Annotated in this window: 22 protein-coding genes and 1 pseudogene; 10 read left to right on the top strand and 13 right to left on the bottom strand. The window is 38.4% G+C overall.

The features are described from left to right. The gene (gene pepE / locus PVK62_RS01355) at nucleotides 1-738 is read left to right on the top strand and encodes a dipeptidase PepE (RefSeq protein ID WP_274442840.1); all 738 of its coding nucleotides are present in this window, start codon (nucleotides 1-3) and stop codon (nucleotides 736-738) included. A gap of 66 nt (nucleotides 739-804) precedes the next feature. On the opposite strand, the gene PVK62_RS01350 is transcribed toward pepE, so the two are convergent. Further along, entirely contained in the window at nucleotides 805-933 is a 129-nt protein-coding gene (locus PVK62_RS01350) for a hypothetical protein (protein WP_274442841.1), read from the bottom strand. A gap of 71 nt (nucleotides 934-1004) precedes the next feature. Continuing rightward, nucleotides 1005-1676, bottom strand: coding sequence for a cupin domain-containing protein (locus tag PVK62_RS01340; RefSeq protein WP_274442842.1), 672 nt, complete (start codon nucleotides 1674-1676; stop codon nucleotides 1005-1007). A gap of 129 nt (nucleotides 1677-1805) precedes the next feature. Between PVK62_RS01340 and PVK62_RS01335 the strand changes: the two genes are divergently transcribed. After that, the gene (locus PVK62_RS01335; RefSeq protein ID WP_274442843.1) at nucleotides 1806-2702 is read left to right on the top strand and encodes a LysR substrate-binding domain-containing protein; all 897 of its coding nucleotides are present in this window, start codon (nucleotides 1806-1808) and stop codon (nucleotides 2700-2702) included. Nucleotides 2703-2725: 23 nt separating this feature from the next. Here PVK62_RS01335 and PVK62_RS01330 read toward each other — a convergent pair whose 3' ends face one another. Both PVK62_RS01330 and PVK62_RS01325 read right to left on the bottom strand, forming a co-directional pair. Then, nucleotides 2726-3682, bottom strand: a complete 957-nt coding sequence (locus tag PVK62_RS01330; RefSeq protein WP_274442844.1) for an AEC family transporter — start codon at nucleotides 3680-3682, stop codon at nucleotides 2726-2728. Nucleotides 3683-3737: 55 nt separating this feature from the next. Continuing rightward, a complete protein-coding gene (locus tag PVK62_RS01325; RefSeq protein WP_274442845.1) occupies nucleotides 3738-3929 on the bottom strand; it encodes a hypothetical protein in 192 nt (63 codons plus the stop codon). A gap of 251 nt (nucleotides 3930-4180) precedes the next feature. Between PVK62_RS01325 and PVK62_RS01320 the strand changes: the two genes are divergently transcribed. Next, on the top strand, nucleotides 4181-6043 hold the full coding sequence (locus PVK62_RS01320) for a PhoX family protein (protein WP_274442846.1): 1863 nt from the start codon (nucleotides 4181-4183) through the stop codon (nucleotides 6041-6043). 83 nt (nucleotides 6044-6126) lie between these two features. Here the strand turns inward: PVK62_RS01320 and PVK62_RS01315 are convergent, their stop codons facing one another. The 3 genes from PVK62_RS01315 to hdfR all read right to left on the bottom strand — a co-directional run bounded on the left by PVK62_RS01315 (nucleotide 6127) and on the right by hdfR (nucleotide 9066). Next, nucleotides 6127-6519, bottom strand: coding sequence for a 3D domain-containing protein (locus PVK62_RS01315; protein WP_274442847.1), 393 nt, complete (start codon nucleotides 6517-6519; stop codon nucleotides 6127-6129). A 173-nt stretch (nucleotides 6520-6692) separates the two neighbouring features. After that, nucleotides 6693-8042, bottom strand: a complete 1350-nt coding sequence (locus PVK62_RS01310) for a magnesium transporter (RefSeq protein WP_274442848.1) — start codon at nucleotides 8040-8042, stop codon at nucleotides 6693-6695. Nucleotides 8043-8205: 163 nt separating this feature from the next. After that, entirely contained in the window at nucleotides 8206-9066 is an 861-nt protein-coding gene (gene hdfR, locus PVK62_RS01305) for an HTH-type transcriptional regulator HdfR (RefSeq protein WP_274442908.1), read from the bottom strand. A 131-nt stretch (nucleotides 9067-9197) separates the two neighbouring features. On the opposite strand from hdfR, the gene PVK62_RS01300 reads away from it, so the two are divergent. Then, nucleotides 9198-9536 (top strand): DUF413 domain-containing protein, encoded by a 339-nt coding sequence (locus PVK62_RS01300; protein ID WP_274442849.1) that lies wholly within the window; start codon nucleotides 9198-9200, stop codon nucleotides 9534-9536. Between the two features lie 61 nt (nucleotides 9537-9597). On the opposite strand, the gene tesA is transcribed toward PVK62_RS01300, so the two are convergent. Then, complete coding sequence (gene tesA / locus PVK62_RS01295) at nucleotides 9598-10215, bottom strand: multifunctional acyl-CoA thioesterase I/protease I/lysophospholipase L1 (protein ID WP_274442850.1); 618 nt, start codon at nucleotides 10213-10215, stop codon at nucleotides 9598-9600. 174 nt (nucleotides 10216-10389) lie between these two features. On the opposite strand from tesA, the gene PVK62_RS01290 reads away from it, so the two are divergent. Together PVK62_RS01290 and PVK62_RS01285 are read left to right on the top strand one after the other, a co-directional pair. Beyond that, a complete protein-coding gene (locus tag PVK62_RS01290) occupies nucleotides 10390-11067 on the top strand; it encodes an ABC transporter ATP-binding protein (RefSeq protein WP_274442851.1) in 678 nt (225 codons plus the stop codon). A 1-nt stretch (nucleotide 11068) separates the two neighbouring features. Further along, on the top strand, nucleotides 11069-13546 hold the full coding sequence (locus PVK62_RS01285; RefSeq protein ID WP_443111748.1) for an ABC transporter permease: 2478 nt from the start codon (nucleotides 11069-11071) through the stop codon (nucleotides 13544-13546). A gap of 110 nt (nucleotides 13547-13656) precedes the next feature. Here the strand turns inward: PVK62_RS01285 and PVK62_RS01280 are convergent, their stop codons facing one another. After that, nucleotides 13657-13908, bottom strand: a complete 252-nt coding sequence (locus tag PVK62_RS01280; RefSeq protein WP_274442852.1) for a hypothetical protein — start codon at nucleotides 13906-13908, stop codon at nucleotides 13657-13659. Nucleotides 13909-14315: 407 nt separating this feature from the next. On the opposite strand from PVK62_RS01280, the gene PVK62_RS01275 reads away from it, so the two are divergent. Both PVK62_RS01275 and PVK62_RS01270 read left to right on the top strand, forming a co-directional pair. Further along, the gene (locus PVK62_RS01275) at nucleotides 14316-14687 is read left to right on the top strand and encodes a YgiW/YdeI family stress tolerance OB fold protein (RefSeq protein WP_274442853.1); all 372 of its coding nucleotides are present in this window, start codon (nucleotides 14316-14318) and stop codon (nucleotides 14685-14687) included. A gap of 97 nt (nucleotides 14688-14784) precedes the next feature. Then, nucleotides 14785-15222 carry a cytochrome b562 gene (locus PVK62_RS01270; RefSeq protein WP_274442854.1) on the top strand — a complete coding sequence of 146 codons (438 nt, stop codon included), beginning with the start codon at nucleotides 14785-14787 and terminating at the stop codon, nucleotides 15220-15222. 74 nt (nucleotides 15223-15296) lie between these two features. On the opposite strand, the pseudogene PVK62_RS01265 reads toward PVK62_RS01270, so the two are convergent. Continuing rightward, nucleotides 15297-15377: pseudogene (locus PVK62_RS01265) on the bottom strand (glutaredoxin family protein); the annotation flags it as partial. Between the two features lie 117 nt (nucleotides 15378-15494). On the opposite strand from PVK62_RS01265, the gene PVK62_RS01260 reads away from it, so the two are divergent. Beyond that, nucleotides 15495-15965 carry a TetR/AcrR family transcriptional regulator gene (locus PVK62_RS01260; RefSeq protein ID WP_274442855.1) on the top strand — a complete coding sequence of 157 codons (471 nt, stop codon included), beginning with the start codon at nucleotides 15495-15497 and terminating at the stop codon, nucleotides 15963-15965. 173 nt (nucleotides 15966-16138) lie between these two features. Further along, nucleotides 16139-17716, top strand: coding sequence for a YadA C-terminal domain-containing protein (locus tag PVK62_RS01255; protein WP_274442856.1), 1578 nt, complete (start codon nucleotides 16139-16141; stop codon nucleotides 17714-17716). Between the two features lie 166 nt (nucleotides 17717-17882). Here PVK62_RS01255 and PVK62_RS01250 read toward each other — a convergent pair whose 3' ends face one another. From PVK62_RS01250 to PVK62_RS01240, 3 genes are all read right to left on the bottom strand, one after another. After that, nucleotides 17883-18110 carry a glutaredoxin family protein gene (locus PVK62_RS01250; protein ID WP_045104395.1) on the bottom strand — a complete coding sequence of 76 codons (228 nt, stop codon included), beginning with the start codon at nucleotides 18108-18110 and terminating at the stop codon, nucleotides 17883-17885. Nucleotides 18111-18151: 41 nt separating this feature from the next. Beyond that, entirely contained in the window at nucleotides 18152-18700 is a 549-nt protein-coding gene (locus PVK62_RS01245) for a DUF1415 domain-containing protein (protein WP_274442857.1), read from the bottom strand. Between the two features lie 86 nt (nucleotides 18701-18786). Then, a complete protein-coding gene (locus tag PVK62_RS01240; RefSeq protein WP_274442858.1) occupies nucleotides 18787-20679 on the bottom strand; it encodes a bifunctional diguanylate cyclase/phosphodiesterase in 1893 nt (630 codons plus the stop codon). Between the last annotated feature and the right edge of the window lie 79 nt (nucleotides 20680-20758).

Here is a 20758-nt window from a genome sequence, read left to right as displayed (position 1 = left end):
ATGGATATTTTATTATTAAGTAACGGTAAGATCGCGGGTAACAATTTTGTGATGGAATTTGCAAGTGAAGCGATTGTTGAGCAAATTAAACGAACAAAAGCTAAGAATCTTGTGCTTATTCCTTATGCCGTTATTCGCTCTAGTCATGATGATCGTGTTGCCTTGGTTCAACAAACATTTGATCACCTTGGGTTAGATTGTAAAGTTACTGGTCTACATCGTTCAGAAGACCCAGTAAAAACCATCCAACAAGCAGATGGTATTTTAGTGAGTGGTGGCAATACTTGGGTGTTAAATAAGACTCTGCATGATTTAGGTTTAGTTGGTCCAATTCGTAAAGCGGTATTAACTGATGGGGTTCCATACATTGGTTGGAGTGCTGGGACTAACATCGGTTGTCCAACGATTCGCACCACCAATGATATGCCTATTATTACCGGGGTAATCCTTCCTTCATTGAATCTAGTGCCATTCCAAATTAATCCTCATTATCTAGAAGCATCAGTTGAAGGGCATTTTGGTGAAACTCGTGACGAGCGTATTCAAGAATTTCTAGAAGTGAATAAACATGAGCCAGTAGTAGGAATACCAGAAGGCACATGGTTACATATCCATGATGGTAAGCTGAGTTACCACACTGCCAATGAAAAACCACTTAAGTTATTCTCTCACGGTAAAGATCCTGTTTATTACACTGCTGAAGACGATGTACAGTTCTTAATGGAACACAGCTGCTAAATCATGAGCTTATAGAGTGATAAATTAAGAGAGGCCAAGTTATCAAATAACGTGGCCTTTTATTTTTTAGTTATCACTGAGGCTTGCAAGTACCACATCGGCCGCTTCTAATGCGCCTTCTAAATAACCGCCATTCTCTTGTGCGGCTTCTGTTCCTGCAAAATACCAATAAATAATCATCTCCCATTTGTTCAAGTTGGTATGCCGTGTATAACCCACTAAGTCCCGCACCAACAATAAGATATTTGGTTTTCATTATTCGTCTCCTACGCTTGTAGCTGATGTAAGTGGTGGCTTGTTTTTATCCATACGAGACACTTTATTTGAGTAGTGGTAGCCTGTAGTGAATGCCCGATAGGTAGACGTAACCAATCAAATTTTTGATAGTTACTGCCTTGATGAGTAAATTCGCCCTCTACGACAAGAATTTCTATTCCACCGTGGTTTTCTAGTTCAATGCTTTGTTCTTCTTTCCACTTTTCAAGGCGAACGGTCTCTTGCTTGAAGTCGTGTAGAGGCTGAAATAATACGCCTGTACGATTATTGTCTTTAACAAACTCTTGTTCTAGAGTTTTGATATGTACCGGCGTGGTATCTCCTTCTTGATATTGACCTAGCTTTACTAAAATCATGCAGCCATCTTTTACTATTGGCGCGTGAGATGTGCCGACAGGGTTGCGTATATAAGTGCCAACAGGATAACAGCCATGTTCGTCAGCAAATGTCCCCTCAAGCACTAAAAACTCTTCACCACCAGTATGAACGTGTGATGAGAAATAGCTGTTTGGTTCGTAATTTACCAAGGTTGTTGCGATTGCAATTTCACCGCCATCACGCTCTAACATTTTTCGTGATACTTCTTTAATAGGTGATGGGATCCATGTTGATGCCGTGAAAAAAGCATTTGCTTGTAGCGATAAGTCAGTATGTAATTTCATGATAAACCTGCGTGAATAGCGAGTAATTAAGTCTATTGTGTAATGTTTATCTAGGCGTAACAAATCAGAACTTCTACACTATCGATAAAGAATTTCTTTAGCGTCTTGTTATGGGGTAAATAGAATATTATGAAAGTTAACCATTTGAATGGGCTAAGAGCCTTTGAAGCGGCAGCAAGACATCTGAGTTTTTCTTTAGCGGCAAAGGAGCTAAATGTCACTCCTGCAGCGATAGGGCAGCAAGTGAAATTACTGGAAGAGTGGCTTGGTGTCTCTCTGTTTGAGCGACGCTCTTCTGGGGCTTCTCGTTTAGTATTAACCAAGGAAGCTCTGCAAGGTTTACCTGATATTACACGTGGATTTAACGCTTTATCACAAGGGCTAAGCCAGTTAAAACCGATAGAGCTCAACCCTATTTTAACGGTTGCTGTTAGTCCTGCTTTTGCTGCTAAATGGCTATTAATGCGTATTGATGACTTTCAAACATCACACCCTGAATGGGATCTTCGGTTAGATACCAATATTCGAACGCTTGATTACCTTGCTGAGAGCATTGATATTGGCGTCCGATATGGAAAAGGGAATTGGGAAGGGTTAGAAAAAGTATTACTAATGACGGAATCTGTTTTTCCTGTTTGCTCACCTGATTTAGTAAAGAAGGGGTTGTTTAGTTTAGATAACCTTGCAGATTTTCCCTTATTGCATGATTTGTCTTTACCCAAAGAGAGTGGGTTCCCTTCTTGGTCTAGTTGGGCAAAGCAAAATAATATCCATACTATAAATACAGAAAAGGGACTGAAAATTAATAATTCAGCGTCTGTTATTCAAGCGGCGATCAGCGGGCAAGGCATAGCATTAGGTCGAAGTGTATTAGTGCAAGAGGATTTAGAGTGTGGTCGACTGGTTAAGCCCTTTTCTGACTTGAAATATCATATCGAATTGGCGTATTACATTGTCTGGAAACCAAATGGACTGGAACATGAAAAAGTTAAGGTATTTAAAGATTGGTTGCACAGCCAACAATGAAACCAAAGTACCGATATGTAGGCTTAAATCAAACCAAATGAAGATAAAATAAAGATCCCAAGCGTACAAGTGACCAATGATGTCACTGTCGTTTGGGCTATTATGTTAGCAGCCAGTGTTGAATTTCCACCCATTGCTCTTGCCATGACATAACTAGCGGCAGCAGTTGGAGCTGCACTCATAAAGAATAAAAGTCCTAAATCTATCCCCCTAAAGCCGAATAATATCCCTCCTGTCGTAATTAATAATGGACTTAATATCAGCTTATAACTACTTGCAAACCACGTTGCTAGGCTGTCTTCTTTCATTGAAGTTAGATTGAGTGAACCACCGGCGCATAATAGTGCTAGTGGTAAGGTCATGTTAGCGAAATATTGTCCTGCTTGAGTAACCATCTTAGGAATTGGAACAGAAAGAAAAGAACATACAACGCCCAATAAAATCGAGAGAATTAATGGGTTCTTAGTCAATGTTTTTACAATTACACCAAATGCTTGTTTTTCGTTATGTTCATCTTTTGGTGTCAGTGCGATCACGGCTTGAATATTGTAAAGCACGGTTGTAGCAGCAACATAAATAGCGGCTAAGGCAACCCCTGGATCACCATAAGCATTGGCAACATAAGCAAGGGCAATAATTGCGGTATTAGCTCGAAAGCCACCTTGGATAATCACGCCATGATCTTGTTTGTTTTTAAAGACAAATCGAGTTGAGACCGTAGTAAATAGGAAGAACATAAAATTGGCAATCAAGCCATAAATAATCAAACGGCCGCTGGATGAAAAGTCATGATCTGCATTCACGATGCTTAAAAATAACATCGCAGGTAAGGTTACTTGGAACACTAACTTTGACGCGACTTCAATAAAATTATCGTTAATTAAAGCGATACGTTTAAGTACGACTCCCAAAAAAAGCATTAAGCAAATTGGGCCTGTAATTGACGCTGAAAACAGTAGTTGAGTGATTAAATTATCCATGACATCCTTGAGCTATGTAATTTATCCTTATCCATTGTAATAGAAGGAGTGACAACTACTCCGCCCATTCCCCTTTGTCATACTCTTCTTTGACTGATTTAGCCGCATCGCGTGAAGCATGGCCTATGGCTGTGGTTACATCACGAGTTGTATGTCCAATGGTTCTGCCAGCCTCTTTGAATTCTGCACAACCAGTTAGTCCTAGTAATAGGAATAATAAAAAAATTCCTTGTTTTGGCGCTAGCATAGTGACCTCTATCAATGAGTTCTTACTGTTCTCATTTATGTTAAATATTCTTACTTATGGTTATATCAAATTGCGGTAAATAAAAGAATATTATTTATCATCACTAATGAATGGCTGTTTTAATTTAGGGGTTATGAAATAGCAATAAAAGCGACATAAATCTTCAATATTACTGTCATCAAGTCTCTTTAGTCTGCTTCTTATTATATAAAACGGTCGCATAAAAATAACAATTTCAAAAGGGAAGTAGGATGAGCAATTTTGTAGAGAAAGAATCAGATTTTAGCAATATGGTGAGTGCACGTTTATCTCGTCGAGGTTTTCTGATGGGTACAGCAGCGGCAGGCGCTGGCGCTTTTTTAGCGTTAAACCCAGTAGCAAAAGCCATTGCTGGTAGTATGGATAGTCCATTATTAAACTTTGAGGCTATTCCCACATCTACCAGTGATTCCATTATTCTTCCTAAAGGCTATAGCTCTAATACGTTGATGTCGTGGGGCGATCCTATCTTTGCTAACGCTCCACAATTTAACCCTGATGGAAAGAAAGATTCAAAAGCTCAAGCACTGCAATTTGGTGATAATACCGATGGCATGAGCGTGTTTCCATTGTCAAAAGATCGTGCCATTCTTGCTGTAAATAATGAATACACTAATTATGAGTATTTATTTGCGCATCAGGGTAAGGCTATGACGGCTGATGATGTTGCCAAAGCACAAGCGGCGGTAGGGATAACCATTGTTGAACTTGTAAGAAAGAACGGTCAATGGACGATGGATCCAACCGGTAAAGCAAACCGCCGTATTACCGCAAATACAGAGATGTTAGTCACAGGGCCAGCAGCAGGTCACGATTTATTAAAAACCAAAGCAGACCCAACAGGAAAAAAAGTCTTGGGTACTTTCAATAACTGCGCAAATGGTGAAACACCTTGGGGCACTTATTTAACCTGTGAAGAAAATTTTGATTCCTTTTTTGGTTCAGAAACAAACGTAAAAGTAAGCGCAGACGACAAACGATACGGTATTGATGCTGAACAGAGTAAATATCAATGGCATAATTTTGATGACCGCTTTGATGTTGCTAAAAACCCAAATGAACCAAATCGTTTTGGTTGGGTGGTTGAAATTGATCCGAATGATCCAACCTCAACCCCATTAAAACGAACCGCGCTAGGTCGATTTAAACATGAAAATGCCGCATTAGTAGTGAATGATGATGGCCATGTCGTGGTGTATCTTGGTGATGATGAACGTGGTGAGCATTTGTATAAGTTCGTATCAAAAGATAAATACCAAGAAGGTAATAACGCAGCCAATCGTAACCTTCTTGAAGAAGGCACCTTGTACGTTGCTACATTTTCAATGAAAGACGACAAGTTAGAAGGCGATGGCCAGTGGCTAGAACTCACTTATGGTAAGAATGGTTTAACCAAAGAAAACGGATTTAATAGCCAAGCTGAAGTGATGATTTTTGCTCGTCGAGCAGCAACACAAGTGGGCGCAACCACAATGGATAGGCCTGAATGGGTCGCCATTCATCCAGATAAAAAACACGTTTTCTGTACATTAACGAATAATAAATATCGTGGGGTAAAAGAAGGTCAAGATGTCGATGGCGTTAATCCACGAGCTGAAAATCATTACGGTCAAATTGTGCGTTGGGCACCAACTAATGCAAATCATGTGAGTGATACGTTCAAATGGGATTTGTACCTAATAGCAGGGAATCCAACGGTTCATAAAGGCAATTTGTACGCTGGCAGTGACAACATCAATAAAGATAATATGTTTAATAGCCCTGATGGTATTGGTTTTGATAAAGCAGGACGTCTATGGATTCAAACTGATGGTAATTACTCAAACAAAGGGGACTTTGCAGGACAGGGTAATAATCAAATGTTGTGTGGTGATCCTAAGACTGGAGAAGTGCGTCGTTTTTTAACTGGGCCGATTGGCTGTGAAATTACCGGACTCACTTTTTCTGAAGATCAAAAAACCATGTTTGTTGGTGTACAGCACCCATCGGGGCATTTTCCACAAGGGGGGAATAACAAACCACGCTCAACAATTGTGATGGTAACGAAAGATAACGGTGGTGTGATCGGCAGTTAGGATTTCTATATTTAGATACCAAAAGTGGCTTCATTACGAAGCCACTTTGAGTGAGAATATTTAAATGTAGAGTAATTTAAGTATTATTCTTCGTCTTCTTCTACAGTCCAATAGATAACGACCTCTTTCTTACCCCATTGTCTTGCTTTTTTTACATCGTCACCCATGTAAATATCAATTTTCTTTTTCCAGCGCTTATTCATTTTATCAAGAACTCGGTATGTACCATCAAGCCCTTCGATTCTTACTTCTTGATTGTGAGTCAGCCCCATCTCGATAAGATCTCTTGATACAGCAATGGATTTCATTCCCGGTTTAAGGGTGTCTCCCCAAGCAGCAAGGTTTGGTGTGTCATCGGTTTCACCGACACTTGATGTGTATGCACTTGCGGTTACTTTTAGAGATTGTTCGCCCCCTGTGCAGCCAAAAAGTGAAGTCATAACGAGTGCTACAAGAAGATAAAAACGAATTTTCATGATTTTTCCTTTGAATATAGGGGGGAATGCGTGATAAATGTATCCGCACATAATCCCTTTTTTTTATTGGTGCATTGAAAGCTAATGAGTCAATTTGAACGGTTAATAAAAGAACACTGAGCCAAAGGGATGACTCAGTGTTTATTTATTGGGTTATTGTTACGATCTTGCGTTTACATCATCACCAAGCTTGCTGTTCCTAAGAAAGCAAAGAAACCGACCACATCGGTCACGGTAGTTAAAATAACAGAGCCTGCAAGCGCAGGATCTAACTTAAACTTATCTAAGGTGATAGGAATAAGAACGCCAAACAGAGCCGCGGTAATAATATTTACGATGATCGCGAGTGAAATTGTGGCACCTAACGCGAACGATTGGAACCAAGCACCAGCAAGACCACCTATGATTAATGACCATAACAAACCGTTGATTGAACCAATTCCCAATTCATTTTTTAATAATGCAAAACGGTTACCTGGGGTGATTTGATTCAGTGCCATTGCACGAACCATTAAGGTTAATGTTTGGCTACCAGCAATACCACCCATAGAAGCCACAATCGGCATTAACACTGCAAGCGCAACTACTTGGGTGATCACATCTTCAAATAAGCCAATGGTTACAGAAGCTAAGATAGCGGTGAGTAAATTAATACCAAGCCAAACGCCACGCTTTTTTGAACTTTTAATGATAGGGGAGAATAAATCATCCCCTTCATCCATACCTGTACCGGCCATTAAGCGAGTTTCGTAAATTTCACGTTGAGTATTAATCGCAAACTGCCAATCTAATTGACCGATTAAAATATTTTCATCATCAACAATTGCGACGCTTGGTACGGCTGAGTGTTCAATAGCTTCAATACTTTCACTTAATGGTTGGTGAACATTCAGTACTAAACAATCTTCTAGTTTTAACGTATTAATTTTAACAGAATCATCAGCGGTTAAAATATCCGTGTATTGCACAATACCGTGAAATTTATGCGCTCGATTAATCAAGTGCATGTATTGGTGTGATTGAAATAAATTGGTTTTTAACAGTTTTTTAGCTCGACCTACGCTGACGTTAAAAGGCAGCGTTGCAATTTTACGGTCAGCCCAATGACCAACTTCGTCATCGTCGTATTGTTTTGCATCGTCATACAAGTCTAACTCATCACGGCTAATAAGCTGTAAAGCAAGACTGAAAATATCGTCAGGGAGAGACTCCGCCCACTCAATTAACGATAAGTTATCCAGTTTAGCTAAGGTGAAGTTTAACTCTGCATCTGACAGTTCTTCTAGAATTGCTACACGAGCATCAGCACGCATTTCAGTTAATACTTCAATGTGCATCTCTAATGGCAGGTGACGCCATAATTGCACACGGTCATCAACTGGAAAAGACTCTAAAATACGGGCAATAGAGCCGGTATCTAGCCCGTGTTCTACAAATTCACTCAGTAAGCGTATTTGTTGCTGTTGGTCGTCGGCATTGAATAGCGTTTCGAGTTGGAATGATAAATCTTGATGTTCGTTCAATGTCGTACTCCGTGGATGGAAGCAGGATTTAAAAGTAATCTGTGATTATAGTAACTAGAAAGCGTTTATTAAACCCTTTAATACAATGATTTACCTAAGTTATAGATAAAATTAAGGACTCAGTAGAGCCCTCAAGCTTGTTACTATACTTAATCTGAACAAGTTAGACGCTTTTTGTGACCATATTGGGGTCAATTGCCGTAATTTGTTCGATAAGTTCAGCTTTATCACTTTTTTCTTGCCACACTAAATATAGCGCTTGTTCCATCACTGGTGCGTCTTCAATTACATAAAGATCGCCATTATCGACACTTTGATTAATAACTGGTGCAGGTAAGTAACCAACACTTGGGTGTGTTATTAAGTAATCCAAAGCCATTCTCGATGAGTGAGTGTGCAGAATGGGTGTTTTTTGTAATTCATTTATCTTGCTATGTTGAATAGAAAAACGTGCACCCCAATCTAAATACACCAAAGGTAAAGGTTGAATGCTGCTTATTGTGCTATGAGCTTGGTTAGAGACCAGTTGCAATTGATAATTACGAATTTTGCATACTCGAATACCATCTATTTTTGGGGGCTCACTAGTAATAAATAGATCGACACTTTTATCGAGTAATGATTTAGCGAGCTCTTGTCTAGGAATAGATTCTAAACGTAGAGCTAATCCTTGAACGGTATCGTAAATACTGTTGATCCAATTAGAAATACCATCGAACTCCCAAATGAGAGCACTCGCACCAATAGTTACTTGGGAGTTATAATCTTCGGTAAGCGCGACATCTTGCTTAGCTCGCCCCCACGTTTGTAAAATAGCCTCAGCATAGGGTAACAATCGTTCTCCAGCTGCAGTCAATTGAACATTATGACGTTGACGAGTGAATAATGGGTTTCCTAATTGTGACTCCAATTGGCGAACACGGAAACTCACGGCAGACTGTGTGAGAAATAAATGCTCTGCAGCACGCCCAAAATGGCGAGTTTTTGTGACTTCTAAGAAGGTTTTAAGCAGATCAGTATCCAAGGTATTCATCTCTTTGATGGTGATATTAGCCACAATAAAATATTTTAATTGAAAGCGCTAATATTTTTTGTTTTACAAGGCGCTCACTCTGAATTACATATACGTTTTCTGTGGTTATAAAGAAGCATCAAGTGAGAATAACAGCGAAATTTTATGATGATAAAAACTTCAAAAGAGGTTTTAGCCGTAGTGGTTTTACAATTCGTGAAGCGACTATTTTAGAAACGTACGGTCGCACCATGCAATCTTTGCTAAATGGTGTGTTTGTGCCTGAATCTGATGCAGAGCACCGTTTTGTTGAACAGGTAAAGGATCAACCTACGGAGATCTCTGAATTTGCTCAATGTTGGCTTAAATATCAAAACAAGATCAATTTTAAACCAAAATTCTATACATTATGTAGCACTCAACGTTCGTCAGCAGATAGATCTGATGACAACGATGACTCGCCATCAAACGATCTTGATTAAATAATTTTTCAAGTATCAATAAAAAACCGGATATTTATATACCGGTTTTTTTATGTTTATATTACTTCAAATATGGTAAGAGCTCTTTTGCCATAAACTCAGCAATCCATAGTTGCGCTTCAGGTTTTGGGTGCAGCCCATCCTTCATCATCCACTCTGGTTTTATGATCACTTCTTCTAAGAAAAAGGGCAGAAGAGGAATGTTATGTTTCTCACTTAATGCGGGGTAGAGTGATCCAAATGCTTGGCTATAGCGTTTTCCATAGTTAGGTGGCACTTGAATTTGCATGAGTAACGGTTTTGCATTGGCAGCGGTAATTTGAGTAAACATACTCTCTAAATTCGCGCTAATTCTTTGTGGCGGAAAACCTCTCAATCCATCATTAGCGCCCAATTCGATAAGGACGTAGTTAGGCTGATGCTGTTTCAGAAGGGTGGGTAATCGATCTAACCCATTTCCTGTTGTATCACCTGAAATACTGCCATTAACAACCTTGGTTATTTTATCTCGTTTCTCTAGTTGTAGAGGCAGCAGTGAAGGCCAACTTTGCTCAATTGGCATGTTATAGCCAGCGCTTAAACTATCACCAAGGATAAGTAAGGTTTCGCTATAGGCTTGCTTAACAATAAATAATTGACTGCTCAGTAGAGCAATCAAAAGAGTGAGGATTTTACGCATGTTCAACCTTTAATTAATCGAGTCGCAATAGAATAACAGAAATAGGGATACCGACGTATAAGGAACAGTTAAAGAAGTGTAAAGGAAATTGATGATCACGAGTCTATTGGGTATAAAATACGCGTAATAGCATAAGAACCTAGATAGTAAGAACGACTTCAAAAGGAAAGGACAATGACCACAGCCATAAAAGTGAGTTCAGTAGGAAAATCAGTGATCTCAAATGATGCAGAACTCATCATTTTAAAAGACATCTCTTTTGAGGTTCAATCAGGACAAAGCGTAGCGATTGTGGGAACTTCTGGTGCCGGTAAATCAACCTTAATGACCTTGCTTGCTGGATTAGACACTCCAACGTCTGGGGATATTGAATTATTAGGGCAAAGTTTATCTCAATTGGATGATGAGGCTCGTGCTCAAATACGCAGTGAATCGATTGGTTTTGTTTTTCAAAGCTTCTTACTTATCCCTTCTTTAACTGCGCTTGAAAATGTCACCTTACCTGCGATTTTACGTGGTGAGGGGGAAGATATAGCAAAAGCAAAACAGTTGTTAGACTCCGTTGGCCTTGCAGGGAGAGAAACACATCTTCCCTCTCAACTTTCAGGTGGAGAGCAGCAACGTGTGGCATTAGCGCGAGCGTTCATGACTCAGCCTCGTATTCTTTTTGCAGATGAACCAACAGGTAACTTAGATCAATCCACTGCGGAACATATTATTGAACTCTTATTTGAGATGAACCAAAAACATGGCACCACATTGGTTCTTATCACTCATGATCCCAAATTGGCAGAGCGATGTGAGCGAACACTTACCATCAATGCAGGACAGATCCACGAAGAGGTGAAGTGAAATGAAGGAAAAATCATTAGCGCCAAGCTCTTCTCGAAATAGAAAGTCTTCGGGGAAAAATCGAGCGTCTGGCAACAAAATGATATTACGTTGGAGTTGGCGTGAGATCTGGCAAGGACAGTTGTGGCCTGTAATGGCTGCATTAACCTTGATCGTTGCTTGTGTTGTCGCCTTGTCTGCATTGGCGATTCGAGTAGAAAAAGTCATGACAGATCAAGGTCGCTCCATGATGGCGGCGGATCTGGTATTCAGTTCAGCCAATCCAATCCCTGAATTGATCTTACAACAAGCGCAAGAGCAGGATGTGACGTTATCCTCTCAAGTGCGTTTTCAAACCATGGCATTCAGTGATTCAGGAATGCAGTTAGTGAGTGTGAAATCGGTAGAAAGTAATTACCCACTTCGCGGTGAGCTCTTATTAAACGGGGCTGATAACCAAATCCATAGCCAAGTTAAACCGGGAGAAGCGTGGATAGCTGATCGCCTTTTATCATTACTTGAACTCAATATTGGTGATGTTATTGCCATTGGTGATGCTGAACTGCCAATCAGTGGCGTGATTGAATCAGAGCCAGAGTTAGCGTTTAACCCATTTAGAACCATGCCAAGTGTGTTTATTCATCAGGCAGATTTAGATAAAACCGGTGCTATTCAGCTTGGCAGTCGAGTTCAATATCGCACTTTATTTAAAGGTAATGATAGTGCGATATCGTTATTGCAAAGTGATTATGAATTGCAAGCAGGAGAGCGTTGGATAAGCGAAGAGACTCAAGGTCGAACCGCTGATCTAATGCAAAAAGCCAAACAGTATTTGTCACTGACTATCTTGATGGTGATATTAATGGCATCCGTCACCTTGGTATTAACGTGTCAGCATTATGCGACCAGTCGTGCTAATACGGTTGCCATGTTAAAAAGCATGGGTGCAAGTAAGCAGTGGTTGAAACGGTGGTTATTAAGCCAAGTAGGTTTGATGTTCTTTACTGGCGTAATTGCAGGTTCATTGATCGGTCTTGGGTTAGAGTTGTTACTGCGTATCCCACTGGCAGGAATTTTACCAGAAGACTTACCAAGTTACGGTTGGCAGCCATTTGCGTTTGGCTCGGTTGTGGCGCTGTTTATCGGCTTACCGGCTTTAGGCATCCCGCTATTGCGTTTATTAGACACTCCTGCGATAGCGGTACTTCAATCTCAAATGACCGCATCGTCTAAAAAAGGCTTATGGTTAATTGCAGTTCCAGTAGTCGCTTTCTTATTTATGTACGGAAATAACAGCCTAGTTTGGATGGTATCAGTTGGCTTAGTGGTGCTGTTTGTTTTACTGGCTGGTATTAGCTATGGCTTAGTACATCTGTTTGGACGCTTTAAATGGGGGGCGGCGATGACCCTAGCGCTTAGTCGCATTAAACGTTCTCCAAAAAACAGCATGATGCAATTAGCCGCATTGTCGGGTTCATTGATGTTAGTTGCCGTGATCTGGTTAGTAAGAACCGATTTATTGGGCGATTGGCAACAAACGCTTCCACCAGATGCACCGAATGTATTTGCGATGAATATTGCCCCTTACGAGCAACAAGAATACTTACAAGCATTAGATAATGAAAAGCTAGACAGATCGGATGGTTATCCAATTATTCGTGGGCGGTTAACTGAAATTAACGGGGAAAGCACCAAAAAGAAAATGAAAGGCGAAGGACAAGGCTCAGATGCACTACGTCGTGAGATTAACTTTACTTGGCGTGATGAGTTGCCGGTTCATAATCAAGTCACAGCAGGTGTATGGACGAAAGAAAATGGAGTCTCTGTTGAGCAAGATGTGGCGAATGATTTGGATATTCAAATTGGCGATACGTTGAGTTTCTCGGTAAACAGCCAGCCTTTTTCTGCGGTAGTTAATTCGATTCGAATTGTTGACTGGCAGAGCATGAAACCGAACTTCTATTTTATATTTACTTCCGATGTTATTGCTGATTTACCGGCAACTTGGCTTGTAAGTTTTAAGGTTGATGACAATGAAAATTCCTTGTTGAATCAATTGGCTCGTGATTACCCAACCGTGAGTTTGTTGGATTTTAGAACCATGGGTGGAAAAATCCAAGCGATGCTCGCGCAAATTACGTGGTCGTTGAGTGTATTGGCAGGTTTGGGTGTGGTGAGTGGCGTATTGTTGATATTCACTCTACTGCGTTTAAGTCTGTATCAACGTCAGCGTGAAATTACCCTTTATCGAACGCTTGGAGCAAGTCGTCAACGCATTAGTCAGACGTTATGGTGTGAGTATGGGGTAATGGCATTAGCCGCAGGTTTTGTTGCGGTGATGGGAGCAGAATCCATCGTATTTAGCTTAGTGAAGTGGGGCTTTAAACTTGAACCCACATTGCACGTAGGTATGTGGATTGTGCTGCCGTTACTCGCCATGATGATTGTATTTATGAGCTTAGTAAGTGTGATAAAACAGTTACTAAAACCGTTAAAGTAAGCAGCTATCATTCGTTAATTTAATAATATGATTGAAGGAAGACGGTATATATTATTCCTTCAATCGGCTCTTTGATATTTGTTAAGATTAATCTTATGCACTATATAACGTTAATCTAAAACGCGTTTAATGATAATCTGATTTGGAAATTGTGTGGTTATATTATTAATTGTATAAGGTGACGTTCCCTGTTTAATATCATTAATAGGTGCTTCTGTTACCACTTCAATGGTTACACCAAATTCATGAGCTTTGGACTCAAATTTATCAAACACTTCTTTTTCTTGTTTAGTTAACTTGGTTAAATCTTTACCTTCTAATTCTAGTACTTGATCTAATAATAATTGGTCTTCTAATTTCATTTTATATCTTCTCGCTGAAAATGTTATTTTGACTCTACTCCTTAAATTTTATAATTAAAAGTATAAATATTTACTGAAGAATAGGCTTTAAGGGTCTTTATATCAATGAGTTAAACTCTGGTTATTTAAGGTTTCAATATTGTTTTATTTGCACTTTATAAACGCCATACATATCAATTTTGTTATTTAAAGTAAGCTAATTAAATAGTGTTTTTTACTTCAAATAGACTACAGTTAATAAGAATAAAGAAACAGTTGATATGGAATTAAACTAAGGGTAATGTGAAAAATAGAGGATGTTAGAACTACTAACTATTTATAACTCATATTTAATAAAGTCAATAAGTTGAGTTATAAATGTTAATGTGGTTTTAATTTTACATATATAACATTAACGGTATTTAATTATGAAAATGAGAAATGTTTTATTTACACTTATATTAGCATGTTCATCTACTCTTGCATTGGCTAACGATCAAACCGCGAATTATCAGGATCAATTCTCAAAGCCTGTTGATGGGATAAATACAGTAGAATCTGTATTGAATGCCAGTGCTGTCATTGAAGATACGCCAATTTTACTTTCAGGGTATTTAGTTGAGCCTGTAGGTAAAGAAGTGTATGTATTTAAGGATGATACAGGAACAGTAAATGTCAAAATTGACGGTGATAAGATGCCAAGCTTGCAAGTCAAACCAAACGATAAAGTGACGCTGAAAGGTGAAGTAAATAAAGAAGATAATTACCTTATTTATGTAGATAGCATTACTGTTGATTAATAAAAATATGGGTCATTATGGTATTGAAACATATTAACCCTGTGAGTATGAGAGGCAATACATTACACTGCCTCTCTTGCTTATTTAAAGGATTATTATGAAAACTTTATTTTTAACTGTAGCCCTGACTTTTTCTGCGGGCGTTGCTGCAAATACAACGGCAGAGTCAACGGATATGATTGGTGATCAATCAATGGTTGTTAGCGCACCTGTAGATATGAAAGCCGTCATGAAAGAGATGAGATTAGAGTATAAGTTAGGTGAGCGAGCGACCTCTATTGAGGATATGAATCAAGTTGTGACTAAACTAGAATCTCTCATTGAACAGTTAAAGCAGGGCGAATACACCCCAGAAAAACAAGCCATGTATCAAGAAGGGTTTAATAAGTTATCGGTTTCTGTTGCTCTGGTTAAAACAGAGCTGGATGCGGGTGATTTAGAGAAAGCACAAGCGGTCCTTGAGCAAGTTGACGAACTACGAGTTGAATACCACAAAAAGCGTAATCCAAGTATTTGGAGTAAGATCTTTGGATAATAAAGCCTAGATCTCAAGAATAAAAAAATGGAGCCAATTAGGCTCCATTTTTACTATTCTTCGATATAGAGCGATTAACTGTTATACATTTTATCGAAATTCTTCTGATTCCAACCAACCATCACTTGATCACCAATCTTAAGAACAGGGATAGTGCAATTCTAGCGTAGAATAGTTTAACTATTCAGTTAACTTAATCCTGACAATATAAAACTACCGCCATATATTTTTTTTGCGTATTATTCCACAAAACAATTAGAGGAGAACCCTACATGGCAAGAATTACAACAGAAGAAAGAGAAAGAAAGAAAGCTCAGTATGACGCGCTCATATTAAGTATCTTTTTAGAAGAAGGGTGGGATGCGATAACCTACGACAGACTAGCGAAAGACTTAGGCATAGGTAAGAGTTCAGTACAGCGTTATTATGAGAACCGTATGCTTTTTGCAACGGCATTACAGGGTAAGTTAATGCCAATGGCACTACGTAGACTTGATATGACAAGCAAAGAAGCATTTATAGATAGCTGGGAATTGGCTATTAATGATGACCAAGACCATGTCTTTCGTGAAATAGTTCGTATGTTAATGACAAATATACTTCATGTGGGAACATCTAAAGCAACGGCAATGGCTGTGAATCGCTTAATTTCAGTATTGAGTACTAGTATTGGTGAGAATGAAGCAGTTGAGGCAGTAAAGGCATCTCTAGGGTTAACAATGTTTGTTTATATGAATCAGTAACTTAATGTAATTCAATTAATGAGCGATAAAATAAGATTAAATTTATTGCGTACTAGTATTGACACTTGGTTCTGTATCTGTAGAATGGCCGCCAACAGAGAGGGGAAACAACTTCCCTCTTTATTTAAATATAAAGTGTACAAGTACACATTATTACTTACAGGAAAAGTATTATGAAAAAGTCAATCTTAGCGTTATCAGTTCTTTCGGTTCTTTCTTTCGGTGCTTCGGCAGCAGCGCCTACAACAATCTCTGATGTTTTAGTTAAAAAGCTAGATGGTGTTGAATTTACAGAAAATCTACCAGATGGTGTTTCTAAAATTAGTAAAGTTGTAGTTGATACTACAACTGGTGTTATCACTTACTCAACATTCGATTCTTCTGGTGTAGAAACAACAGGGCTAACGTTTGATACACAGAATCCTGATGGTGATAACGCAACTACTGATGCTTATACTGGTGATAACGTTTTTGCTAAACTGGTTGCTAACCACGAGAAAGGTTCTTTCTTACCTGTAAACGGTGAACTACCAGTAAACGGTGATGATAGAAATTACAACGATTTACGTTCTGGTAACCACAACGCAGCAATCAAATTAAAAATAAAGAAAAACACTGATGCAAACGGTTTTGCAAATATGGATATTGCAGCTAAACACGGTATTGAAGACTTATCAGTTGTAGAGTTTACAGTTGATGGTGATAAAATCACGGTTGATACAAATGGTTCTGCGCCAAACGGTGAAATTGTTCTTTCTAAAGAGCAAATGGCAAAATCAGCTAAAGACGCAGTACTAAAAGAATCACTAGTACGTAATCCAGTAGGTGAAGTACCTGTTACACCAGTAACGCCTATTGAACTACGTGATGATAAAACATTTAATGAACTAATGGGTAAGTGGGGTAAAGATTCTTCAATTGAAACAATTGAAAACCCTAATACTGGTGAAAGCATTAAAGTACTAACGTTTGTTTCACCTATCTCTGGTGAAGAACGCCAGATTAATCTATCTGACCTTAATGAAACTGAAATTGAAACTCTTAAAGTTGCAATGCGTGAACATGGTAATAACCTTGATTCTCATACTAAAACAGAAGTTCGTACGCATATTCGTACTCAGATTGAAAATCGTCCTGATGTAATTACAGATGTGCGTAAGAAAGAACTTATCAACGCAATGCTTGTAAAGAATGATGCAGGATTTAAATTAGAAGTAGATTCTAATGGTGATTTAGTTAAAAAGTTCTCTGATGGTACAACAGCAGATGAAGTAGTGACTTCTGATGATATTGCAAATGCGAAAGCGAAAGTTAAAAAAGAAGTTGAAAAACGTACTGATGCAGGTACACCACCAGTTGAAAACCCAGTGGTAGACCCTGCTAAAGCAAAAGAAGCAGTACAAGAACTTGTTTCTTACGGTTACTCTTCAACAGCAGTAGCTCAACAGCAATCAGAAAGTATTGCAGATAACGCAGCAAACATCGATAAACTATTCAACGTAACAGATGAACTACGTGAAGACCTTGAACTACAAGGCGCACGTAACATGGCTGCAATCTCAGCACGTGCATTTACTACAGAAGAAGGTCAATTCTCAGTTGGTGCAGGTCTTGGCGGTTCTGGTTCTGAAAACGCAATGGCGATTGGTGGTGCATACCAAATCAACGCTGAATGGTCTGTAAACTCAACGGTAGCATTCGATACTGGTTCGAACGTAGATTACGGTGTTGGTGTTAACTACACTTGGTAATATTCCTGTAAGACAATAAACTAGGTTCTCTCAGGGATTAGTCTCCTTCATTTGCCAAGGTTTCCCCTCTACATCGAAAGGTGTAGGGGGTTTTTTAGTTAATGGTTGTCTTTATTTTGATATTACCTAATTGTTATAAATTTCTCTTATTAAGAGTATGGTTAAATTAACTGTTATACATTTTATCGAAATTCTTCTGATTCCAACCGACCATCACTTGATCACCAATCTTAAGCACAGGGATAGAACGAGCACCCATGGCTTGTAATTCTTTGCGTCCTCGTTGCATTTTTGCATTGGTTAATCTATATGCAATTTTTTTAGAATCAAGGTAGCGCTGTGCGTCTTTGCAATGTGGGCATTTGTCAGCGACATATAAAACAACACGTTTCATTATTATCTCTCAGTTAAATCTAGTGATACAGATAGCGTAGCTTATACAAATAGGTACGGGAATAGTTTTCGACGCTCTTCAGGCGTTAACGCTTCTACTCGGGCAATATTTGTATCAGGAATAGCTTCAGGGTTTGGATAGTGTTTTAGCACCTTTTCCATGCTCTCTTCACGAATAAGGTGAAGAACTGGATATGGAGAGCGATTTGTTAAATTCTCATCATCTTCAGGTTCAGCGCCGCCAAAGCAGTAGTCAGGGTGGAAAGTGGCGATTTGGTAAATACCTTCCCACTCTTGCTGTTTAATAAGCGCATCAACCCAATCTAAGAAGAAGTTATAATTCATAAAATCTTGCAGCATGTTAGGGATAGCAACGAGGGTTGTTTCTAATTCTTCAGCAGTTTTAGAATCTAAGTTCATTAGCTCTTGAAGCACATCTTCAAGCAATACTTCTTCTGTTGTTGCTTCAGATACAAAAATTTTGATTTGCTTATTACGGTTTGGTTTTGCAGCAAACGGGCAAAGATTAAGGCCTATCACCACATCTTCTAACCATTGTTGAATGTCTTGTTCGATTTTTTGAATACTCATATCTGACTTATTACTACTCTTGTTATTTTCAGCAAGAATAACAGATTATTCATTCATTTTCTGTAACTAGAAAGACTAAATTTTACCTACATAAATTGAAAATAGGGCGTTCCGATTGAAGATTGATTGAACAGACCTTCTTCAAATTTATCAGCACTAATGGGTTTTGAATATAGATAACCTTGAATAGAGTCGACGCCTTCAAGTGTGACAAATCGTTCTTGGTTATGATTTTCAATGCCTTCTGCTGCGACTTTTAACGTTAGTTTTTTTGCAATATTAATCATGGCGCAAACAATATTTTGGTCATCAGTACAATGTTCAATATTATCAATGAAGCTCTTATCAATTTTTAGCGTATCAAAAGGATATTTTTTGAGGTATTGGAAAGAGGCGTAACCAGTACCAAAATCATCTAGAGCGATAGCTATGCCCATGTCGTGAAGCTGGTTTAACGTTTCAATGGCTAAAGCTTCATCAGCAATAAGACCACTTTCAGTCACTTCTAATTCTAAATTTCGTGGTGGTAATTTATAGAGTTCTAATAAGTGCTGAACATGTTGTACAAAGTTAGGGTCTTTTAATTGAACGGCAGAAATATTAACGGCGGTTACTAAATTTGGAGAATGTAAAATCCATTCAGAGGTTTGCTGAATTGCATTTCTTAGCGCAAAGTTACCCAGTTCATAAATAAGACCATTACGCTCAGCTAACTGAATTAAAACATCATTAGAAATAGCGCCTAAATGAGGGTGATTCCAGCGTAATAATGCCTCACAACCTAACCAATGTTTTGTTTGAGGACATACTTTTGGCTGATAGCTTAAAAAAAGATCATGATTACGAACGGCTTCTAATAAATAGGTTTCAATTTTATGTTCAGATAAACTGGATTTAACAGGTAAAGAACTGCCTGAAATAGTAAATGTTTTACCTAAATTTTGACACTCGACCACAGTATTATAAGCACATTTAAGCAACTCATCTCGAGAGGTATTTTCTTTGGAATGAACGGCACCAATATAGCTTTGCAGATGTATTTGTTCTTTATTATTAGAAAAGTATGCTTTTCCTATTTCAGACAAATGCTGGCACAATTGAGGAAGCTTTATTTTATCTGCATGAATGATTAATAAGATATCAGAAGAGTCTAAACGACCCGTTACGGAAGTATCTGTTATTTTGGTTAATTTAGAACGATATTCAGTTAAGAGAAGATCAAACACATAGTGTCCATGCTCGTGTTGAATAGTTCTACTATTGGCAAAGTGGATCTGTAATAGGATGAATTTTTTATTATTGTTGATCAGCGTATCTATATGGCGATATAGAGCCATAGCATTTAGAAATCCAGTGCCAACATCATGATTCTTATGGTATTCCACTTTTTGCTCTGCAGCTCGGCGACAATCAATTTCATTGGCTAATTTACAGTTCACTTCATTAATATGCTTATTATTAACAGTAATTTCTTGTTGTAATTTTTTATGATTATTGAGTAAATCAGTATGTTGAAATAAGATATTTAATTGTGCTTCTATGGATTTTTGGTAAGTTTGTAATAATTTTTGAAAGTTTAAATTGAATGTGTTTTCTTTATTATCAAGAACACAGACAGTACCAAAAGGAGTATTGTCTGGCCAAAAGATTGGTAATCCACAATAGGAAATTATATTAAGTTCTCTGTCAGGATTATGGTTCCATTTAGTGTCTTTTAAGGTGTTAGCTACGATTAATTGCTCACGCTGTTCAATCGCATACTTACAATATAAATTTTGGTCTAACGCTTCTTTATCACCTTTAACATAAGGGTTACCTTTAGAGTTACTGGATGAGATAACCTCTATATCATCCTTACTAATACGCGTGATAAGAGAGGCAGGAACATGCATGATATCAGAAAGAACATCGAGCATGTTTTGCCAATCAGATTGTATTTTTTCAGGAATGATAATTGAAGACGTTAGTGACTTCTGCATCTTTAAGGAACCTAGTAACCAAGAAAATAAAATAAGTAAGATTCTGTTCATAGTAACAGGTAAATACGATTTTTGACGG

The organism is Aliivibrio sp. S3MY1 (genome assembly GCF_028765575.1).
Classification (GTDB): domain Bacteria; phylum Pseudomonadota; class Gammaproteobacteria; order Enterobacterales; family Vibrionaceae; genus Aliivibrio.
This window is presented reverse-complemented; position numbering and strand designations above follow the sequence as displayed.

Coding starts and splice junctions, on each gene's coding strand:
- pepE (WP_274442840.1), top strand. CDS start 1: ATGGATATTTTATTATTAAGTAACGGTAAGATCGCGGGTAACAATTTT.
- PVK62_RS01340 (WP_274442842.1), bottom strand. CDS start 1,676: ATGAAATTACATACTGACTTATCGCTACAAGCAAATGCTTTTTTCACG.
- PVK62_RS01335 (WP_274442843.1), top strand. CDS start 1,806: ATGAAAGTTAACCATTTGAATGGGCTAAGAGCCTTTGAAGCGGCAGCA.
- PVK62_RS01330 (WP_274442844.1), bottom strand. CDS start 3,682: ATGGATAATTTAATCACTCAACTACTGTTTTCAGCGTCAATTACAGGC.
- PVK62_RS01325 (WP_274442845.1), bottom strand. CDS start 3,929: ATGCTAGCGCCAAAACAAGGAATTTTTTTATTATTCCTATTACTAGGA.
- PVK62_RS01320 (WP_274442846.1), top strand. CDS start 4,181: ATGAGCAATTTTGTAGAGAAAGAATCAGATTTTAGCAATATGGTGAGT.
- PVK62_RS01315 (WP_274442847.1), bottom strand. CDS start 6,519: ATGAAAATTCGTTTTTATCTTCTTGTAGCACTCGTTATGACTTCACTT.
- tesA (WP_274442850.1), bottom strand. CDS start 10,215: ATGCGTAAAATCCTCACTCTTTTGATTGCTCTACTGAGCAGTCAATTA.
- PVK62_RS01290 (WP_274442851.1), top strand. CDS start 10,390: ATGACCACAGCCATAAAAGTGAGTTCAGTAGGAAAATCAGTGATCTCA.
- PVK62_RS01285 (WP_443111748.1), top strand. CDS start 11,069: ATGAAGGAAAAATCATTAGCGCCAAGCTCTTCTCGAAATAGAAAGTCT.
- PVK62_RS01280 (WP_274442852.1), bottom strand. CDS start 13,908: ATGAAATTAGAAGACCAATTATTATTAGATCAAGTACTAGAATTAGAA.
- PVK62_RS01275 (WP_274442853.1), top strand. CDS start 14,316: ATGAAAATGAGAAATGTTTTATTTACACTTATATTAGCATGTTCATCT.
- PVK62_RS01270 (WP_274442854.1), top strand. CDS start 14,785: ATGAAAACTTTATTTTTAACTGTAGCCCTGACTTTTTCTGCGGGCGTT.
- PVK62_RS01260 (WP_274442855.1), top strand. CDS start 15,495: ATGGCAAGAATTACAACAGAAGAAAGAGAAAGAAAGAAAGCTCAGTAT.
- PVK62_RS01255 (WP_274442856.1), top strand. CDS start 16,139: ATGAAAAAGTCAATCTTAGCGTTATCAGTTCTTTCGGTTCTTTCTTTC.
- PVK62_RS01250 (WP_045104395.1), bottom strand. CDS start 18,110: ATGAAACGTGTTGTTTTATATGTCGCTGACAAATGCCCACATTGCAAA.
- PVK62_RS01245 (WP_274442857.1), bottom strand. CDS start 18,700: ATGAGTATTCAAAAAATCGAACAAGACATTCAACAATGGTTAGAAGAT.
- PVK62_RS01240 (WP_274442858.1), bottom strand. CDS start 20,679: ATGCAGAAGTCACTAACGTCTTCAATTATCATTCCTGAAAAAATACAA.